The organism is Pseudomonas sp. R37(2017), from assembly GCF_002113375.1.
Taxonomy (GTDB): domain Bacteria; phylum Pseudomonadota; class Gammaproteobacteria; order Pseudomonadales; family Pseudomonadaceae; genus Aquipseudomonas.
Map to the genome: position 1 here is coordinate 431539 of NZ_NEHO01000003.1, position 18918 is coordinate 450456.

Genomic DNA, 18918 nt, shown 5'->3' on the forward strand with positions numbered 1-18918 from the left:
GACACGATGCGCACCTCGAACCTCGCGGCATTCCGTCTGCTGTGGATCATCACCCTTCTTGTTCTGAGCTTCTCGGTGCCGGGTTTTGCCCAGGCGGATCCGGCCAATGTGCGTGCATTGCTGTCGCTGGAGCAAACGAGCGCCAAGGCCGCGCTGAGTCGCAACGCCAACCCCTACCTCAAGCGCCTGATCGACGACAGCCAAAGCGAAGTGATTACCCTGGCCCGCGGGCACGGGCAGGTTGTGCTGGATGAACAGCAATGGCTGGAAATCCCGCTGGAACCGGGGGTGACGGTGCGGGCCAGGAAATTGCACTACACCACCGAGTCGGGAATGGGCGTGTGGGTCGGTGAAGTCCAGTCGGATGACCTGCGCCAGCGCCGGGGGCAGGCGAAGGCGGACCTGTCGCGGGAAGTGGTGGTTGATCCGCAAAACCTCGTGGTGCTGGTGCGCAATGGCGAGCGGATCACCGGAACCGTGAGTGCGGGTGGGCGGCAGTATCAGATTGAACCGGTGGACAAGGGGCAGGTTGCGATTACTCGGATCAAGCCATCGGATAATGGCAAGGATCAGGACGATTCACCCGCCGAGGTCATGAAGCAGACCTTGACCAAGTCAGGCCAAACGGCGCGGCATACCTCTCAACAACCCATTCGAATTCTGACCGTCTACAGCAATGATGTGAAAAACGCCTATGCCGACCCTGTGGCGTTGGGTGTTCAGCGTTTCGAGTATTTCAAGGAAATTGCCAGGGCCAGTGGCGTAACGGTCACTTATGTAAACGCAGGAGTTGAGCACCTTCCCTATGACGAGTCGTCGTTTCCCGGTTGTGATCAACTTGATTGCATGAACAAGCAATTGGCTGAGGTCAGGCGCAACAGCGAGAGCCTGCAAGTACAGTTAAAGGCGCATGTGGTGATGGGGGTGGTAGCAAAAAAACTCACCAGCCGGGGTTGCGGTCTTGCCGGGAGCGTTGGCGCCGACAGTGTCTCTCACAGCGTTGGTTATGCCTGTGCCGGGGAGCGCGGTACCTACGCTCATGAATTGGGTCACGTGATCGGGGCGCATCACAGTGGAATGACGACCCCTTTTGCGTACTCCAGCGCTTTTTGCCAGGGCAGTGTCGAACCCAAGTGGCAAACCATCATGGCCTACTGCGATTCGAACGGTCGGGTAATCGATCTGTTTTCCAACCCCGAGCGAACCTATGAGGGAATCCCGATGGGGGTAGCCGATCGGCATGATAACGCTCGCTCGATCAATAACTGGTACCCCACGCTGGTCGGTCTGTTTCCGCCCCCGGACAATAGCGCGCCTCCCATCGCCAGCGGCTTCGTCGAGCTGGGCCAAAAAGAACTGCCGTTCTCCACCGAGAGCGCGACCCTCAACGGCGCCGCTTCGCGTAACCCCGGCAGCGATGCCCTGCGTTATGAATGGACGCAGACGGCGGGCGTTCCGGCGGTGACGATCGACGATAGCCAAGCGAAGAAAGCCACGGCGAATTTCCCCGAGGTGACGGTGCCCACCGATTACCGGTTCCGCCTGACGGTGGCCAATGCCACCGGCCAGGTGGATGCTACCGAGGTCGGTGTGCGGGTTTACCCCCGTGACATCGGCGCTGCTTGCGAAAACAGCGCGGCCTGGGACCCGGACAGGACCTACTCGATCGTGGGTGAGCAAGTCAGCTATCAGGGTAGTCTGTACCGTCTGCTTACCCAACCTTCGGGGAGTTTTGCCCGACGGCCCCCGGTGGTCTGGTCCGGGCTCATCGCACCCATGAACTGGGCCTTGGTGAAAACCTGCGACGCCCCGCGCACTCTTGAGCAACGCCTGGCGACGATGGACGCCTGGGCCCAGGCAAATGGCGCTATACCGGTAACCACCGGCTTGCAGGAGCAACTGCGTAACCTGCTGGCGCAGCAACAATTCACCTGGCCGGCCGCAGAAGCGGCGGGGCGTTTGCGGCCCATCGCGTTTGAGTCGAAAAACTGTGTGGTCAGCGATCCGGCCAACCCCAACCGCCTGGTCTTGCAGCAGGCCTGCAATGAAGAGCGCGCCGGTCGTTGGCTGCTCGATGGCAGTGGCCGCCTGCACAACATGGATGATCCGGGTCTGTGCCTGCAGAACAACGGCAACAATCAACGAGTCACCCTTGCGGCCTGTACAGACGCCAGCACGCCATGGATCAGGCTCAAGGACGACGTCAGTGATTACCAAACGATCAGCGGGCAGTCGCTGCTGAGCAATTTCACTTTGCATGGGACGGTGAACTACGGTGATTATCTGGCGGACGACGGTCATCAGAACCTGATCGTCAAGACCCGCACGCCAACCAACTCCATACGCTATGCCACCTTCGGCAATGTCCCCCATGACAGCAGCCTGCTGCTGGCCCATGCCAAGGCCCAGACCCTGACGGCGATCGGTCGCGTGCTGGATGGCGAGGGCGTACCGGGGACAGCGCCGCCGATGCCACCGCAGATCATCGTCAGCGGCCCGAGCACTGCCGTGGCCTTGGAATCTGTGCTGCTGGACGCCAGCCAGTCGAGTTCGATCAACCCGGGGGCCAGCGACCTGCAATACACCTGGCAGGTGCCACCGGGGATATCGGCGCAGGCCAATGGTGCGCAATTGCGCTTTACCGCACCCAACGTCAGCAGCGCCACGCCCTTTACATTCAACCTCACAGTCAGTGACGGCCAGGCACAGGCGCAGGCGCAGCATACGGTGACCGTTACCCGCCAGGGGCACAGTGATCCTGAGGGCGAGTTGAGTCTGCCGGCGCAAGTGCTGGAAAAAACCGCTGTCACCTTCACCGCCAACGTGCGTTCACCCGGTGACTTCCCGTTGACCTATGCCTGGCAACGGCCCACCGGCTTCACCGGGACGGTGGGCAACACCCCCTCCGTCACCCTGACCGCACCGGCTGTCGCGGCGGATACTCCGGTGGCGGTGGAAGTCACTGTCACCGACAGTGAGGGTGGTGCCCTGACGTTGCGGGGGACGGTGCTGGTGAAAAAGGATACGCAGATGACCGGTGGCAGAATCGACGGTCCTGTCGAGGTCAATAGCGAGGAGCAATTCACCCAGACAGCTTATGTTCACAATCCACAGAACCGTCCGTTGACCTATGCCTGGACGGTGACTTCTCCAACCAAGGGTGAGCTGGAGATTATCGGACCCGATAATCAGCGCGAAATCCACCTCAAGGCGCCACGAATACTGACCCCAAACATTCAGGGGTACGTTCGGGTGGTTATCAGGGATGGCGTAAGCCTGGTGTCGTTACCCAACAAGACGATCAAGATCAATCCACAGGTATTACCGCCATTGGAAGGGCGTCTGATCATGCCGTCGATGGTCAATGTCGGCGATGTGTTCGTACCGCGAGTGGTGCTGGACAATCCTGAAGGCCGGGATATCAGCTACAGCTGGATCGTCAATCAGGGTTACTTTGAGATCCTGTCATCCGATCCCGGACAACCCACCGCGCAGATCCGGGCAACCCGTTCCAGTAATAATGGGGGCGTGCTCGTCCAGGCCACAGTGGCCGATGGTACTGGCCGTAATACGGTATACAACGAGCCGCGGGTGATCGTTTATGAGCCCAAAGGCAACAACCCGCCCCAGGGCCAGATCGAAGGACCGTTGGAAGTAGCCTCCGGGCAGTCGGTCAGTTACCGCGCCGGTTTTTCCTCGCCGGTGGGCAACCCGTTGAGCTATGCCTGGGCCAAAGGTTCGCTCATCGGCGCCACACCCAACAGCGCGGAGCAGACCTGGACCGCGCCGGTGGTGACCACGGACCAGGTGATCACCGTCCGCGTCACGGTCACCGATAACGCCGGCAACGCCAACAGCCATGCCATCGCGGTGGTGATCAAGGCTCCGGGAGACAACCCGCCCCCGCAACCGCCGGTAGGGCAGATCATCAGTGACGATACGGTCGAAAGTGGCGCCCAGGTACTGTTCAGTACCGATGCCACCTCGACCCCGCCGGGCGACAAGCTGACTTACGATTGGTCGGCGCCTTCAGGTTTTACCGGGACGATCGGCGATCGACCCTCTGGCACCTTGACCGCGCCGGTGATCAACTCCGACACCTTCTCCACGGTGCAGCTGACGGTCACAGACAGCAAAAATGCCCGGCATGTGATGCGCAAGACACTGACGGTCAAGGCCCAGGTGCCGGCGCCAGTCGCGCGGATCAGCGGCGCGGAAAGGATCGAGGCCGGCAAGTCGGCGGTATGGTCGGCCAGCGGGTCCACGGGTAGCGGCTTGCGTTATGCGTGGAAGACCATCGGCTTCACGCCGGCCACCTCGACCCAGGTCAGCCCGACCTTCACCGCGCCGGCGACGTCAGGTGTTGCCGGCATTCTGGAACTGACTGTCACCAGCACCACGGGCGCGACGGCCACCACCGTTAAAACGGTGAGCGTCCTGCCGCCGGAACAGGCCGGCGATTGCGCACCCCCGTGGATTGCCTCCAAGGTCTATGCGGTGGAGAACGAGCAGGTGTCCTATGACGGCTACAACTATGAAGTGGCGCACTGGACGCAGAACCAGCGGCCGGACCTGAACTGGGTCATCATCGGCAATGCCAAGCCGTGGCGGCGCTTGCAGACCTGCTCGCCATAACCCTCCTGCGAATGGGGAGCTTGTCGTCTTGGGCGTACAGGCTCCCTGTCTGGCCATCGATAATGCCCAACTCTTTCAGGTCAGCGGTCGCCGCCGGGCGGCAACCGGCGGTCATTCAAGGCAAACCGTTGCAGCAATGCTTGAGGAAACCCGGGTGTGGCGCCAGGCGTTTGAAGTACTCATCGATGGCGGGGTAGTCAGGACGTTCGATCGGGGTCATCAGCCAGCGGTTGACGGACAGGCCGATGACAACGTCGGCCAGGGTAAACCGTGGCCCGGCGACATACGCCTTGGTGGTTGCCAGTTGATGTTCGAGGATGGCCATCTTCTGGTTCCAGCCGCGGATACCGACCTCGAGGCTATGCGCGTCCTGGAACTCCGGGTCCATGCGCACCAGTGCCATGAACGGGTATCTCCAGGACGGGTTGAGCTCTGTGGCTTGCCAATCCATCCACTGCTCCACCCGGGCGCGGGCGGCCGGTTCGGCAGGCAGCAGCTCGGCATGATGGTGATGGTGTTTGCCCACCAGGTAGCGGCAGATGGTGTTGGACTCCCACAACACACCGGCCTCATCGATGATCACCGGTACCAGGGCATTGGGGTTGAGCCTGAGAAATTCGGGGCTGTGGGTGGACGCAAAGCCGCTGCCCCAGTCCTCGCGTTCGTAGGTTATGCCCAGTTCCTCGCAGGTCCACAGGACTTTTCTGACGTTGATGGACGAGGCTTTGCCAAGAATTTTCAGGGAGTGTTCCATTTGAGCAGCTCCATCGCGAATGGCGTGTCTGTAAGTGTAGGAGCGGTCTGAGGGAAAGGGGTTTCATCCGATTTGCGCAAGCTACGGTTTCTTGCTCCATTGCCTACAACTGCGTCAGAATCCGCCGGCTTGTGCGCCTGGTAGCCGGACTTTATCGTTCCGTGTCGCTGCAAATTCAGCGATCGGGTCTAGCAGCCTGGATACTTTAGACGCATGACGTCCAGCCATCGTGAACTGCACGCCAGTTCACGTTATGGCGGTTGTGCGTGGGAAGACCTTCGGGTCTACCGGGTTCTAGAGTCCTGGTCTGCTAGCCCGCGCACAGCTGCCACCTTGTTTTTCGTCTAGCAGCGAACTGTGGCAGCTCCATTACTCTAGGAGCATTGCCATGTTCAAACCCACGCCCAACCCCCCACGCAATCCCAGCCCGATGTTCTCCATCTCGCCCGGCATCAATAACGAAACCCTGTTGGCTCACGCCTGCGAATCACTGGCCTCGGCGAGTGTGATGACCAATGACTTCGCTGCGTTTCTGCAAGGCAGCCAGCGCAACACGGCACTGGCGATCGCACAGATCATCATGCTGGCCGAGCTGGCGGTGAACCGGGTGCTGGATAACCTCGATCCGCAGGATTGAATGCTGACTTGCAGCAAATCATTCCCACGTGTTGCGTGGGAATGATCCAGGGCGGACTCAGGTGCTTTCCCGCACCTTCAACTCAAACCCCATGTCCTGCACCGGCCTGGCCACGGTATTGCCGGCCATCAGCGTCAGCATCTGCTCCGCCGCGCGGCGGCCGATGGCTTCGCGCGGGGTGTTGATGCTGCTCAGGCGCGGGACCATGTGTTCGGACATGGGCAGGTCGTTGAAGCCCAGGACCGCCACTTGTTCGGGGATCTTGATGCCGTGTCGCAGCGCTTCGAGCAGTGCGCCCTGGGCCAGGTCGTCGTTGCCGAAGAAGATCGCATCGACATCCGGGTGGTTGGCGATCATCTGCAAGAACAGTTCGCCGCCCAGGCCGACCGAAGACGGGCGGGGCGTCAGCACTTCCAGCGCCGGGTCATACAAACCGGCCTTTTGCAGGGCTTTGCGGAAACCTTCGCCGCGCAGCAGGGTGCGCTGGTCCAGTTGTGCGCCAATGTAGGCCAGGCGTTTGCGGCCGCGGGACAGCAAGTGTTCGGCTGCCGTTTCGCCGGCGGCCAGTTGCGAGAAACCCACGCAATTGAGCCCGGCGGCGCTGTCCAGTTCCATCATGTACACGCAAGGAATGTTGCTGGCTTCGATCATCCGCCGCGAACTTTCGGTGCGGTCGAATCCCGTCAGCAACAAGCCGCGGGGCTGATAGGCCATGTAATTGCGCAACAGGTTTTCTTCTTCTTCGCGCGAGTAGTGGAAGTTGCCGATCAGCACTTCGAAGCCCTTGGGCCGCAAGACCTGATGAATGGCTTCCAGGGTGTCGATGAACAGCAAGTTGGACAGTGAAGGCACCAACACCACGACGGAATGGCTCTGGGCCGAAGCCAGGGCACGGGCGGCAGGGTTGACCACGTAGTTGAGTTCCAGCGCCGCTTTCTGCACTTTTTCCACCAGTTCGGTGGCCACGGTGCTGACGCCCCGCAAGGCGCGCGAGGCGGTAATCGGGCTGACGCCGGCCAGTCGGGCGACTTCGTTCAGGGTAGGGCGGCCAGTGGTGCGGGTATTTTTATCGTTTTTAGTGGGATTCATCGATGGCTTGCCAAACAAAATTCAAGGCACTAAGGTAGCGCTGTCTCGATGCAGCTGCAAATGCGTGAGCGGGGGTTCGCCTGATCCTCGCTTTTTGGTGTCGGGATTTAACCTGCTGCAACCCATAAAATGACAAGAAAGGCGTCGGCAACTACTGCTTTTGGTCTAGTGTCATAACTGGCAAAGGTAGCGCTGTCTGCGCGCTGAGGTGTTACATGAATCATCCCATCACCGCCCTGGTCATCATGGGCGTTGCCGGTTGCGGCAAGACGTGCGTCAGCGAGGCCCTGTGCCAACTGAGCGGCGCCACGGCCATTGAAGGCGACTCTTTCCACCCTGCCGCCAATATCGAAAAGATGAGCGCGGGGATCCCCCTGAACGATGCAGACCGTGCCGGCTGGCTCGACAGCCTGTGCGATGAGCTGCGCCGTGTCGACGCCATGGGCCAGCGCCCGGTGCTGACCTGCTCGGCGCTCAAACACATCTATCGCGAACGTCTGCGCAGTGCCTTGCCGGGCCTGGGCTTCGTGTTCCTTGAACTGACCCCTGAAGTGGCCGCCGACCGCGTCTCCCATCGGCCGGGCCATTTCATGCCGTCGACCCTGATCGAAAGCCAGTTCGCCACCCTCGAATCCCCCGTCGGCGAGCCCTTGACCCTGGCGCTTGACGCTTCGACCCATAGCGTCGAGCAACTGGCTGCGCAGGCGCATGTCTGGTGGCAGGCGCACGGCCTGAAGCAGGCGGTATGACTGTGCCTGCAAAGACAGCGCTGTCCTTACGATTTCCGATTAACCCGCTTTAATAACAACAACAACCAGGAGACACCCCTAATGTTTGGCATGTCCCACGAGACGTTCCTGCTGCTCGATGCAGTGGTCACGGTGATCGGACTTATCGTTCTGATCACCAAGTTCAAGTTGCATCCCTTCCTTGCCCTGATCATCGCCGCCGCCTTCCTCGGGCTGACCTCCGGCATGCCGATCGGCACCATCATCAAGGCGTTCCAGGACGGCTTCGGTGGCGTGCTCGGCTTTGTCGGCATCATCCTCGCGCTGGGTACCATGCTCGGCAAAATGATGGCCGAATCCGGTGGTGCGGATCAGATTGCGCAGACGTTGATCCGCGCTTTCGGCAAGGACAAGGTGCAATGGGCGATGATGTTCGCCGCGTTCCTGGTCGGTATTCCGCTGTTCTTCGAAATCGGCTTCGTGCTGCTGATCCCGCTGGTGTTCATCGTTGCCCGGCGCACTGGCGTGTCGATCATCAAGATCGGTATCCCGCTGCTGGCCGGCCTGTCCGCCGTGCACGGCCTGGTGCCGCCGCACCCGGGCCCGCTGTTGGCCATCGGCGTGTTCGGTGCCGACATCGGCAAAACCATTCTGTACGGCCTGATCGTCGCGTTGCCAACCGCCATCATCGCTGGCCCGATCTTTGGTACGTTCATTGCCAAACACATTCCCGGTCATCCGAACCAGGAACTGGTGGATCAACTGGCGCGCGAAACCGATTCGGCCGAGCTGCCGAGTTTCGGCATCACCCTGGTGACCGTGCTGCTGCCGGTGTTCCTGATGTTGCTCAAGACCTTTGCCGACGTGGTGCTGCCCGATGGCAACATCTTCCGCACCTTCATGGACCTGATCGGCCACCCGATTTCGGCGTTGCTGCTGGCATTGCTGCTGTCGCTGTATACCTTCGGCTACAAGCAGGGCATCGGTTCCAGCCAAATGATGAAATGGCTCGACGCGAGCCTGGCGCCGACGGCCGCGATCATCCTGATCATCGGTGCTGGCGGTGGTTTCAAGCAGATGCTGGTGACCAGCGGCGTGGGTGATGTGATCGGCCATATGGCGGTGAACGCACAAATTTCGCCGATCCTGCTGGCCTGGCTGGTGGCAGCGGTGATTCGTATCGCAACCGGCTCGGCGACCGTGGCGACCATCACCGGTGCCGGCATCGTGGTGCCGGTGGTGGGGATGATTCCGGGGGTGAATCGTGAACTGCTGGTGCTGGCCACCGGTGCAGGCTCCCTGATCCTGTCCCACGTCAACGACGCCGGCTTCTGGCTGGTCAAGCAGTACTTCAACATGACCGTGGCCGAAACCTTCAAGACCTGGACCGCGATGGAAACCATCCTGTCGGTGGTGGGCCTGGGCTTTATCCTGTTGTTGTCGCTGTTCGTCTAAGCGATTCGACAGGCACAAAAAAACCGCAGCGATGCGGTTTTTTTGTGGGTGATCGATTTCAAGGACAAACATAGGCCATTGTGGGAGCGAGCCTGCTCGCGAATGCGTCATATCAGTCAGCATTTATGGCGACTGATGCACCGCATTCGCGAGCAGGCTCGCTCCCACAGGGGGATATGTGTCAGGCGTTGGTTTTTACGACTAACCCATCCGCCCGGAACATCCCGCGAATGCCGCGCACGGCCTGGCGAATCCGGTCCTGGTTTTCGATCAGGGCGAAACGCACATGGTCATCGCCGTACTCGCCGAAACCGACGCCCGGCGAGACACAGACCTTGGCCTCGGCCAGCAGTTTCTTGGCGAATTCCAGAGAACCCAGGTGCGCGTAAGCATCGGGAATCTTTGCCCAGACGTACATCGACGCTTTCGGGTTTTCCACCATCCAGCCCAGTTCATGCAGGCCCTTGACCAGCACATTGCGTCGCTGCCGATACTGCTCGGCGATGTCGCGCACGCATTGCTGATCGCCTTCCAGTGCGGCAATCGCCGCCACTTGCAGCGGGGTGAAGGTGCCGTAGTCGTGGTAACTCTTGATCCGCGCCAGGGCGTTGACCAGTTCCGGGTTGCCGACCATGAAGCCGATGCGCCAGCCGGCCATGTTGTAGCTCTTGGACAGGGTGAAGAACTCCACCGCAATGTCCTTGGCCCCCGGCACTTGCATGATCGATGGGGCTTTCCAGCCGTCGTAGACGATGTCGGCGTAGGCCAGGTCGTGCACCACCAGTACGTCGTACTGCTTGGCGAGGGCGATGACGCGCTCGAAGAAGTCCAGCTCCACGCACTGCGCGGTGGGGTTGGACGGGAAGCCGAGGATCATCATCTTCGGCTTGGGGATCGAGCCGCGAATGGCCCGCTCCAGCTCGGCGAAGAAATCCACGCCCGGCACCAACGGCACCGACCGCACCTGGGCGCCGGCAATCACGGCACCGTAGATGTGGATCGGGTAGCTCGGGTTAGGCACCAGTACGGTGTCGCCCTGGTCCAGGGTCGCCAGCATCAGGTGCGCCAGGCCTTCCTTGGAACCGATGGTGACAATGGCTTCGCTTTCCGGGTCGATGTCGACCTCGTAGCGTTCCTTGTACCAATTGGAAATCGCCCGGCGCAGGCGCGGAATACCCTTGGAGGTGGAGTAACCGTGGGTGTCTTCGCGCTGGGCCACCGTCACCAGTTTTTCGACGATGTGTGGCGGCGTGGCGCCGTCGGGGTTGCCCATGCTCAAGTCGATGATGTCTTCGCCACGACGACGGGCGGCCATCTTCAGCTCGGCAGTGATGTTGAAAACGTAAGGGGGGAGTCGATCTATGCGCGCAAAGCGGCGCGGCGAACCTTGTTCGGCCATTGTTGCCTCGGATAACGTAAGCGCCCGGAACCGTCCGAGCGACGCAGGTCACTGCGGTGACCTGAGGCGGAATGTACGGGCAGCTGTGGCAGACTGTCCAGCCTCGATGTAAACAAATTTTTCCGAAGGAAAGGGTTAGATGGAATTCACCAGTGGCTTTTTGCTGAGCCTTTCGCTGTGCCTGGACATTGGCGTGGCCAACATCGCGATGATCACCCTGGCGATGCAGCGCGGCTACTTTCAAGGCTTTGCACTGGGCCTGGGTACCTGCGTCGGCGACCTGATCTACGCAGTGCTGGCGCTGGCCGGCATGACCGTTTTGCTGCAATACGAAACCGTGCGTTGGGTGTTGTGGATCGGTGGCTCGGCGCTGCTGGTGTACTTCGCGGCGAAGATGGTCTATTCGGCAATCCACCATGAGGCGCTGCTGGCCGAGACAGCGGAGGTCGGCAACAACTCGCACCGCAAGGAATTCTTGCGCGGGATTTTCCTGGCCATGTCCTCGCCCAGTGCGATTCTCTGGTTCGCGGCGGTGGGCGGCACCCTGATCGCCCGTTCCGGTGGCGGTGGCCCGCTCAGTTCGGCGCTGTTTCTCGGTGGTTTCCTCTGTGCCGGTTTGCTGTGGTCGGCCGGGCTGTGCTTCGCCGCAAGCCACGGCGGCAAGTTGCTGGGCGACAGGCTGCTGCGTTATTCCTACATGGCATCGGCGGCGATCTTCTGCTATTTCGCGGTCTACGTGATTCTATCGGGCTATAACGAGTTTTTTGGTGTCGCGGCTGTCGAGCAGTTGCACGCACTGTAACTGGGCGGATCGGGTTTGGCTTCTATACTCCCTGCCGAACCCATTTTCATGTGTCAGGAGTCGAGTCATGGATGAGCAAACACAGGTCGAACTGGCGCAACCGCGCTTCGAACACGGGCATTTTCTGCTGATTGCGGGGTTGGGCGGACGATTTACCCAGCAGACCGTAAAAGACATTCCCGAGCTCTGGGAAAAATTCGGACCCCATATCGGCAATGTTCCGGGGCAAAAAGGCGACTTCACCTACGGCGTTTGCTGCAATTTCGACGGCAAGGGCGGCTTCGATTACATCGCCGGGGTCCAGATCAGCAAGCTTGACGATTTGCCGGAAACCTACCGCTGGGTAGAAATCCAACCCCAGCAGTACGTGGTGTTCGAGCACAAGGGCACGCTGGATACCTTGCCGCAGACCTTCCAGTACATCCATGGCAGCTGGCTGCCGAAGTCCGGGCACAAGCTGTTGGCAGAGCCGGAATTCGAGCGCTACAGCGAAGACTTCGATCCGCAACTCAACACAGGCACGCTGGAAATCTGGCTGCCGATCAAGGCGTGACCCGCGCATCGGGAGGCGGATCCGCCGATTCGTCTCTCGATGTCCCACGGCGGCTGATTTATCATTTCCAGCCTATCCCACGCTGATTCCGAGCTGCCATGAACACCGTCATCCGCAACGTAACCCCCGCCGATCTGGACCGCTGCTTTGCCATCGAAACCCTTGCCTATGAAGGTGACGAAGCCGCGACCCGCGAGAAGATCGCCACCCGCATCGCCACCTGGCCAGAGGGTTTTATCGTCGCCGAGGTGGACGGCGTGGTCGCCGGTTTCATCAATTCCGGCGCGGCGTTCCAGGTGGAAATGTCCGACGAAGCGTTCAAGGAACTGATCGGCCACGACCCGGCCGGGCCGCACGTGGTGATCATGTCGGTGGTGGTGCACCCGGATTATCAAGGGCAGGGCCTGGCCAAGCGCCTGATGGGCGAATTCATCGAGCGCATGCGCGCGATGGGCAAGGTCAGCATCAACCTGATGTGCAAGGAACGGCACATTCCGTTGTACGCCGGGTTCGGTTTTGCCTACGTCAAACCCTCGGCGTCCGACCACGGCGGCATGGCGTGGCATGAGATGGTGCTCAAGCTCTGATCCAACGCAGACCCCCTGTAGGAGCGAGCAGGCTCGCGATGGTCGTCAACGATGACGCTGGCTGCCTGATACACCAAGGTGTCTGGTCCACCATCGCGAGCCTGCTCGCTCCTACAGGGGCGGCGTTGTGTCGGTAATACCTGCGAACACCAGCCCCATCCGCCGCTCATAACCGATCCGCCCCCTGTACGCCTCGCCGCTGTCGACGAAACCATACCGGGCATACAAACCGATCGCCGATTCGTTGTCCGCATCCACCGACAACTCCAGCCCCTTGATCTCCGGCCAGGCCAGGCGCGCCGCCGCGGGTAGCGCCTGCAGGCAGGCCTTGCCATAACCTTTGCCCTGAGACCGTTGATCGACTTGCAGCGCATGCAGCGTTGCGCTGTGTTCATCGGCCCAGGCAGGCAGGGCGGGTGGGCGCTTGAGCAGCAGGAACGCCACGGGAATGTCCTCGACCAGCAGGGCAAATCCTTTGACCCCCGGACCTGGCTTGGACAGCAGAGCGTGCAATGCACCGTGAATATCGCCGGAGAACTTGATCTGCTCCGGATGTACTTCAATGGCCTCGACCTGTTGGCGTTGCAGCGTGTTCAGGCTTTCATAGGGCACGAGTCGAGCTGTCACGGGAGTGTCCTTTTTCCGACATGAATGAATCTCGGATTCTAGCGAGAATGGTCGTTTGGATTATTTTTATTTCACCTGTCGATTTGCCGGATCGCCAGACGACTAAGGGTGTCTTCCAATAAAAACCACGGAGAACCACCATGAACTCGCTAACCCAGATCCAGAACCTGATCGAGAACTATCGCCAGGCCGTCATGGCCAAGGACATTGAAAAAGTCATGGCCTTGTATGCCGATGACATCGTTTCCTTCGACGCCGTCAAGGCCCTGCAATTCAAGGGCAAGCAGGCGTATCGCGCGCATTGGCAGGCCTGCATGGAAATGTGCCCCGGCCCGCACATCTTCGAGTTCCACGAAGTCACCATCGAGCCGTCCCAGGAAATTGCGTTCGCTCACTGGTTGGCCCATTGCGGTGGTACCAACGACAAGGGCGAAACCCAGTCTTGCTGGATGCGCGTCACCGCCTGCTATCGGCAGGAAGCCGGGCTGTGGCAGATCGTCCATGAGCACTGGTCGGCCCCGTTCGACATGACCAGCGGCGCGACGCTGTTCGACCTCAAGCCCTGATATTTTTTTAGAAAGCAGCGCCAAAGCCGATCGGCGGCCATAGTTGAACCGTTCAATCAGGAGAGCGAGATGAAGTATTTATGCCTGGTCTACAGCGATGAGCACTTGCTGCATTCGCTGCCGGAAAGCCCCAAGGACGCAGAGTGCATGGACTATGCCGAGTCCATCCAGGCCAGTGGCCGAATGGTCGCCGCCGAGGCGCTGGAATCGGTGCAGACCGCCACCACGGTGCGCATGCGCAACGGCAAGATGTCGATCACCGATGGCCCGTTCGCCGAAACCAAGGAGCAACTGGCCGGCTTCTACCTGATCGACGCCAAGGACCTCAACGAGGCCATTCAGGTCGCCGGAAACATTCCGGCCGCCCGGGTCGGCAGTGTCGAGGTGCGTCCCGTTCGGCAGTTGAATCCTTAGATGCCAGGGCTACCGGTTCAGGCGCAGGTCGAGCGGGTCTATCGCGAAGACTCGCGGCGGGTTCTCGCGACCCTGATTCGCTTGCTGGGGGATTTCGACCTCGCCGAAGAAGCCTTGCACGAGGCGTTTTTCGTCGCGGTCGAACGCTGGCAACGTGACGGCGTGCCGGACAATCCGCGGGCCTGGCTGGTGTCCACCGGGCGTTTCAAGGCCATCGACGCCTTGCGTCGGCGGGCGCGTTTTGCCGCGTCGCAGCCCTTGTTGATCGCGCAACTGGAGGCGCTGGAACAGGCAGACTGGAGTGATGAAGACGTGGAAGACGATCGCCTGCGGCTGATCTTTACCTGCTGCCACCCGGCCCTGGCGGCGGACGCGCAAGTGCCGCTGACGCTGCGGGAAGTCTGCGACCTGACCACGGAGGAAATCGCCCGGGCCTTTCTCTCGGCCCCGGCCACCATCGCCCAGCGCATCGTGCGCGCCAAAGCGAAGATCCGCGACGCGAAAATCCCTTATCAAGTGCCGACGCTGGCTGAGTTGCCTGAGCGCCTGGACAACGTATTGCGGGTAATTTACCTGGTGTTCAACGAGGGTTATTCGGCGTCCATCGGGGCTGAACTGATCCGTGAGGATTTGACCCGCGAAGCGATCCGTCTTGGTCGACTGCTGGTGCAATTGTTGCCGGAGCCAGAGGTGATGGGCCTGCTGGCGCTGATGCTGCTGCACGAGTCGCGACGCCCGGCCAGGACTTCGGCGAGCGGCGAACTGATTGTGCTGGACGAACAGGATCGTACGCTGTGGGATGCCGGGTTGATCGCCGAAGGTTGCGCGCTGATCGAACAGGCACTGACCATGGGGCGTTTCGGACCCTATTGCCTGCAAGCGGCCATCGCGGCGGTGCACGCCGAGGCCCCGACGGCGGAGGAAACCGATTGGCCGCAGATTGTCGGTCTGTATGACGTGCTGCTGCGGGCGGTGCCGTCACCGGTGATCGAGTTGAATCGCGCGGCGGCGATTTCGCAACGGGATGGACCGCTGGCGGGCCTGGCGTTGGTCGATGCCATTCTGGAGCGTGGAGAGCTGCTCGATTACCACTTGGCCCATTCGGCGCGGGCAGCGTTTTGTCGGCAACTTGGCCGCAAGCAAGAGGCGCGGATGGCGTGGGAGCGAGCACTGGAGCTGACCCGCCAGGAGCCGGAGCGGCGGTTTATCGAAGAGCGGCTCAGGGCGTTGGATTGATGTGTCCTTGCTGGCCTCTTCGTCGGATCGCCGCCCGGAGCAGGCTCGCTCCCACATTCAGATCTCATTCGCCTGAACACTGCGATCACCTGTGGGAGCGAGCCTGCTCGCGAATGGCCACGCCGCTATTCCAGCATCTTGCCCAACAACCAGCTCCCCGCCGGCCCCGGCGGATTCAGTCGTGACCACAACGCATCCACCGACACCGTTTTCGGCCAGCCGCGCACCTCCAGTTCCTGTAACGTGCCCGGCCCGAACCGCTCGACCAGCCAGCGGGGCAATGGCGCCCAGCCGAATCCGCCCTGGGCCATTTCCAGCAGCATCAGATAGCTCGGCGCCGACCAGACGCGGCCCTTCGCCCGACTTTCATAGGGATTGATGATGGTGGCCAGGCGCAGCTCACGGTGCTGCTGCAGCACATCCTGATCAACGTAATCCAGCCTTGCCAATGGATGTGCCGGGGACACGAACAAGGCGATTTCAGTGCGCTCATCCACCGTCGAGCTGACCAGGTCCGGCGGGTAGCTGTCCTGCATTTCGGCGAAGGCAATCTGTGCCCGACCGCTTTGCACCAGGGACACCAGGTCATCGCATTCGGCGATCAGGCATTCGAGTTCCAGGTCGGGATAACGCTGCTCGAAGGCACTCAGTGCCGCCTCGAAGCGGTCCGACTGATAGGTATCGGACAGCGCCACCGTCAGTTTCGCCTCCACCCCTTGGGACAGTTGGCTGGCGGTTATCTCCAGGCGACTGGTGGCGGCCAGGATCTCTTCGGCCCGTTGCAGCACGACGCGCCCGGCCGGGGTCAGCCCGGGCTTGCGGCTGCTGCGGTCGAACAGCGTCAGGTTCAGGTCGATTTCCAGGCTGGCCACTGCCGCGCTGATGGTCGACTGACTGCGGCCCAGCTTGCGCGCCGCGGCGGAAAACGAGCCTTGGGTCGCCGCTTCGACAAACGCCAGCAGCACTTCGTGAGAGGCCATGAACTATCGCCCTGATCGATGGTTATTGGTTATGAAGTATCGGTTCGATGTCAGATCATGGCAACCACAGTCACTCAAGGGAGCTCGGCCATGAGCGCCAACAAGTCCATAGTCGAACGTATTTTCCAAGCCATCGGTTTCGAACTGCTGGCCATCCTGATCTGTACCCCGTTGTTGGCCTGGATCATGGATAAACCGATGCTGGACATGGGCGCGGTCACCCTCGCCATGGCTGTCCTGGCCCTGGCCTGGAACGTGTTTTTCAACGGTATGTTCGACCGTGCGCTCAAGCGCCTCGGCATTGCGCACAACGCCTGGGTTCGCGTGGTGCATGCGCTGATGTTCGAAGGTGGGCTGGTCGCGCTTGGCGTGCCGCTGATCGCCTGGTGGCTGAACATCAGCCTGTGGCAGGCGTTCGTGCTGGATATCGGCGTGCTGCTGTTCTTCCTGCCGTACACCTATATCTACCACTGGGTGTATGACGTGGTTCGCGAGCGGATGGTGATGACTCGTCAGGCTTGCTGAACAGCGTTGGAGCCAGTCTTTTGTGGCGAGGGAGCAAGCTCCCTCGCCACAGGGCGATTTACAGAAACATCCCCCCCGACGCCTCGATGCGCTGGCCGTTGATCCACTGGCTGCCCGGCGCCAGCAGCAGCGCAATCGCGGCGCCGATGTCGTCCGGCAAACCGGCGCGACCCAGGGCGGTGTTGTTCGCCACCAGCGTGTTCAACTCGGGGTTGTCGCGCACGGCGCCGCCGCTGAAATCCGTTTCAATCGCCCCCGGTGCCAGGATGTTCACGGCGATATTGCGTGCGCCGAGTTCCTTGGCCTGGTAGCGGGTCAGCACTTCCATCGCACCTTTCATCGCCGCGTAGGCGCTGTGGCCCGGCAGGCTGAAGCGGGCCAGACCACTGGAAATGTTGACGATGCGCCCGCCGTCATTGAGCAACGGCAACAGCGCCTGCGTGAGGAAAAACGGCCCCTTGAAGTGGATGTTCACCAACAGGTCGAACTGTTCGACGGTGGTGTCGACGAAGTTGGCGTGCAGGCCGATCCCGGCGTTGTTGACCAGAAATTCGAAGCGTTCGCGCTGGAATTGGTTCTGCAAGACTTTCGCCACTTCGCTTGCGAAGGCGCCGAAACCCTCGCTGCGGGCGACGTCCAGTTGCAACATGACGGCGCGGCCGCCCAGGCTTTCAATCTCGGCCACCAGTGCCTGCGCCTCATCGGCGCGGCTGTTGTAGGTACCGATGATGTCGATGCCCTGGGCGACCAGATGCAGGGCTGCGTTTTTGCCGAGGCCGCGGCTGGCGCCGGTGATCAGTGCGATTTTACGGTTCATGGGACTTCCTCAAGTGCAGTGGGCGGTGGATGCGAGGAAGTTTATTTATCCGCTTGGTGGTGATAAACAGAGTGAAACCGGAATCACTGGTCGGATAAACCGAACAATATAAGAGCGGGCCGATGAATAAACTGGAACTGTTGCGCACCTTTGTCCGGGTCAGCGAGATGTCGAGTTTCACCCTGGCCGGAGAAAGCCTGGGCCTGCCTCGTTCAACGGTGTCCGAGCATGTGCAGGCCCTGGAGGCATTGCTGGGCACCCGGCTGTTGCAACGCACCACGCGCAAGGTACAGGCGACCCAGGATGGCCTGGTGTTGTATGAGCGCAGCAAGGACCTGCTGTCGCACATGGACGAAATCGAGGGTTTGTTTCGCCAGGACGAGGCGTCGCTGGTCGGGCGGATTCGCATCGACCTGCCGAACATTCTCGCTCGTCGCGTGGTGATGCCACGTTTGCCGCAGTTCATGGCGCAACATCCGTTGCTTGAACTGGAAATCAGCAGTACCGACCGCCGTGTCGATCTGCTCGCCGAAGGCTTCGATTGCGTGCTGCGCATCGGCGCTCAACCGGACCAATCGGTGGTGGCGCGACACCTGTGTGACTTCACCATGGTCAACTGCGCCAGCCCGGCGTATTTGCAGCGCCATGGCATGCCCGGCCGGCTGGACGATCTGGCGCAACATCGGCTGGTGCACTACGTCGGCGTACTGGGCGGGCGTTCGGAAGGGTTTGTGTATGTCGACGAGGGGCAGGTGCAGCGACTGCCGATGGCCGGCAGTGTCACGGTCAACAGCACCGATGCCTACGAGGCCGCCTGCCTGGGTGGTTTTGGCCTGATTCAGGCACCCAGGATGGGCATGCGGCAATACCTGCAAAGCGGTGAATTGGTCGAGGTGTTGCCGGCATTCAACGCGCCGTCCATGGAGGTGTCGCTGCTCTATGCAAGGCAACGGCATTTGCCGTTGCGGGTGAGGGTGTTCATGGATTGGCTGGGGGAGGTGATCCGCGCGCAAGTCTGACCCGGCCCCTGTAGGAGCGAGCATGCTCGCGATCATTCAACATCACTGTTGACTGGACCACCGCTATCGCGAGCATGCTCGCTCCTACAGGTCTT

At 61.0% G+C, this 18918-nt stretch carries 18 protein-coding genes; 12 read left to right on the forward strand and 6 right to left on the reverse strand.

The window, feature by feature from the left end; genetic code table 11:
• Nucleotides 1-6: 6 nt before the first annotated feature.
• Nucleotides 7-4635 carry a M12 family metallo-peptidase gene (locus CAG47_RS07760; RefSeq protein WP_158091308.1) on the forward strand — a complete coding sequence of 1543 codons (4629 nt, stop codon included), beginning with the start codon at nt 7-9 and terminating at the stop codon, nt 4633-4635.
• A gap of 115 nt (nt 4636-4750) precedes the next feature.
• Here the strand turns inward: CAG47_RS07760 and CAG47_RS07765 are convergent, their stop codons facing one another.
• Entirely contained in the window at nt 4751-5389 is a 639-nt protein-coding gene (locus tag CAG47_RS07765) for a glutathione S-transferase family protein (protein WP_085724298.1), read from the reverse strand.
• Nucleotides 5390-5777: 388 nt separating this feature from the next.
• Between CAG47_RS07765 and CAG47_RS07770 the strand changes: the two genes are divergently transcribed.
• Nucleotides 5778-6026, forward strand: coding sequence for a DUF6124 family protein (locus tag CAG47_RS07770; protein ID WP_085724299.1), 249 nt, complete (start codon nt 5778-5780; stop codon nt 6024-6026).
• Between the two features lie 57 nt (nt 6027-6083).
• On the opposite strand, the gene CAG47_RS07775 is transcribed toward CAG47_RS07770, so the two are convergent.
• Nucleotides 6084-7115 (reverse strand): LacI family DNA-binding transcriptional regulator, encoded by a 1032-nt coding sequence (locus CAG47_RS07775; RefSeq protein WP_085724300.1) that lies wholly within the window; start codon nt 7113-7115, stop codon nt 6084-6086.
• Nucleotides 7116-7330: 215 nt separating this feature from the next.
• On the opposite strand from CAG47_RS07775, the gene CAG47_RS07780 reads away from it, so the two are divergent.
• Together CAG47_RS07780 and CAG47_RS07785 are read left to right on the forward strand one after the other, a co-directional pair.
• Nucleotides 7331-7864: a gluconokinase gene (locus CAG47_RS07780; RefSeq protein WP_085724301.1), complete on the forward strand. Its 534-nt coding sequence runs from the start codon at nt 7331-7333 to the stop codon at nt 7862-7864.
• 81 nt (nt 7865-7945) lie between these two features.
• Nucleotides 7946-9298: a GntP family permease gene (locus CAG47_RS07785; protein ID WP_085724302.1), complete on the forward strand. Its 1353-nt coding sequence runs from the start codon at nt 7946-7948 to the stop codon at nt 9296-9298.
• Between the two features lie 181 nt (nt 9299-9479).
• Here CAG47_RS07785 and alaC read toward each other — a convergent pair whose 3' ends face one another.
• Entirely contained in the window at nt 9480-10697 is a 1218-nt protein-coding gene (gene alaC / locus CAG47_RS07790; RefSeq protein ID WP_085724303.1) for an alanine transaminase, read from the reverse strand.
• A 139-nt stretch (nt 10698-10836) separates the two neighbouring features.
• Here alaC and CAG47_RS07795 point away from each other — a divergent pair, with 139 nt between their 5' ends.
• The 3 genes from CAG47_RS07795 (at nt 10837) to CAG47_RS07805 (ending at nt 12639) form a co-directional block, all read left to right on the forward strand.
• Nucleotides 10837-11499 (forward strand): LysE family translocator, encoded by a 663-nt coding sequence (locus CAG47_RS07795; protein WP_085724304.1) that lies wholly within the window; start codon nt 10837-10839, stop codon nt 11497-11499.
• Nucleotides 11500-11566: 67 nt separating this feature from the next.
• Nucleotides 11567-12052, forward strand: coding sequence for a GyrI-like domain-containing protein (locus CAG47_RS07800; protein ID WP_085724305.1), 486 nt, complete (start codon nt 11567-11569; stop codon nt 12050-12052).
• Nucleotides 12053-12150: 98 nt separating this feature from the next.
• Nucleotides 12151-12639, forward strand: coding sequence for a GNAT family N-acetyltransferase (locus CAG47_RS07805; protein WP_085724306.1), 489 nt, complete (start codon nt 12151-12153; stop codon nt 12637-12639).
• A 111-nt stretch (nt 12640-12750) separates the two neighbouring features.
• On the opposite strand, the gene CAG47_RS07810 is transcribed toward CAG47_RS07805, so the two are convergent.
• Nucleotides 12751-13266 (reverse strand): N-acetyltransferase, encoded by a 516-nt coding sequence (locus tag CAG47_RS07810; RefSeq protein ID WP_085724307.1) that lies wholly within the window; start codon nt 13264-13266, stop codon nt 12751-12753.
• A gap of 140 nt (nt 13267-13406) precedes the next feature.
• Here CAG47_RS07810 and CAG47_RS07815 point away from each other — a divergent pair, with 140 nt between their 5' ends.
• The 3 genes from CAG47_RS07815 (at nt 13407) to CAG47_RS07825 (ending at nt 15482) form a co-directional block, all read left to right on the forward strand.
• The gene (locus tag CAG47_RS07815; RefSeq protein ID WP_085724308.1) at nt 13407-13832 is read left to right on the forward strand and encodes a nuclear transport factor 2 family protein; all 426 of its coding nucleotides are present in this window, start codon (nt 13407-13409) and stop codon (nt 13830-13832) included.
• A gap of 69 nt (nt 13833-13901) precedes the next feature.
• Nucleotides 13902-14246, forward strand: coding sequence for a YciI family protein (locus tag CAG47_RS07820; protein WP_085724309.1), 345 nt, complete (start codon nt 13902-13904; stop codon nt 14244-14246).
• On the forward strand, nt 14247-15482 hold the full coding sequence (locus CAG47_RS07825) for an RNA polymerase sigma factor (protein ID WP_085724310.1): 1236 nt from the start codon (nt 14247-14249) through the stop codon (nt 15480-15482).
• A 125-nt stretch (nt 15483-15607) separates the two neighbouring features.
• Here CAG47_RS07825 and CAG47_RS07830 read toward each other — a convergent pair whose 3' ends face one another.
• Nucleotides 15608-16462, reverse strand: a complete 855-nt coding sequence (locus CAG47_RS07830; protein ID WP_085724311.1) for a LysR family transcriptional regulator — start codon at nt 16460-16462, stop codon at nt 15608-15610.
• A 90-nt stretch (nt 16463-16552) separates the two neighbouring features.
• On the opposite strand from CAG47_RS07830, the gene CAG47_RS07835 reads away from it, so the two are divergent.
• Complete coding sequence (locus tag CAG47_RS07835) at nt 16553-16987, forward strand: multidrug/biocide efflux PACE transporter (protein WP_085724312.1); 435 nt, start codon at nt 16553-16555, stop codon at nt 16985-16987.
• A 58-nt stretch (nt 16988-17045) separates the two neighbouring features.
• Here CAG47_RS07835 and CAG47_RS07840 read toward each other — a convergent pair whose 3' ends face one another.
• Nucleotides 17046-17804, reverse strand: a complete 759-nt coding sequence (locus tag CAG47_RS07840; RefSeq protein WP_085724313.1) for an SDR family NAD(P)-dependent oxidoreductase — start codon at nt 17802-17804, stop codon at nt 17046-17048.
• A gap of 122 nt (nt 17805-17926) precedes the next feature.
• Here CAG47_RS07840 and CAG47_RS07845 point away from each other — a divergent pair, with 122 nt between their 5' ends.
• Nucleotides 17927-18823, forward strand: a complete 897-nt coding sequence (locus CAG47_RS07845) for a LysR family transcriptional regulator (RefSeq protein ID WP_085724314.1) — start codon at nt 17927-17929, stop codon at nt 18821-18823.
• Nucleotides 18824-18918: the final 95 nt, after the last annotated feature.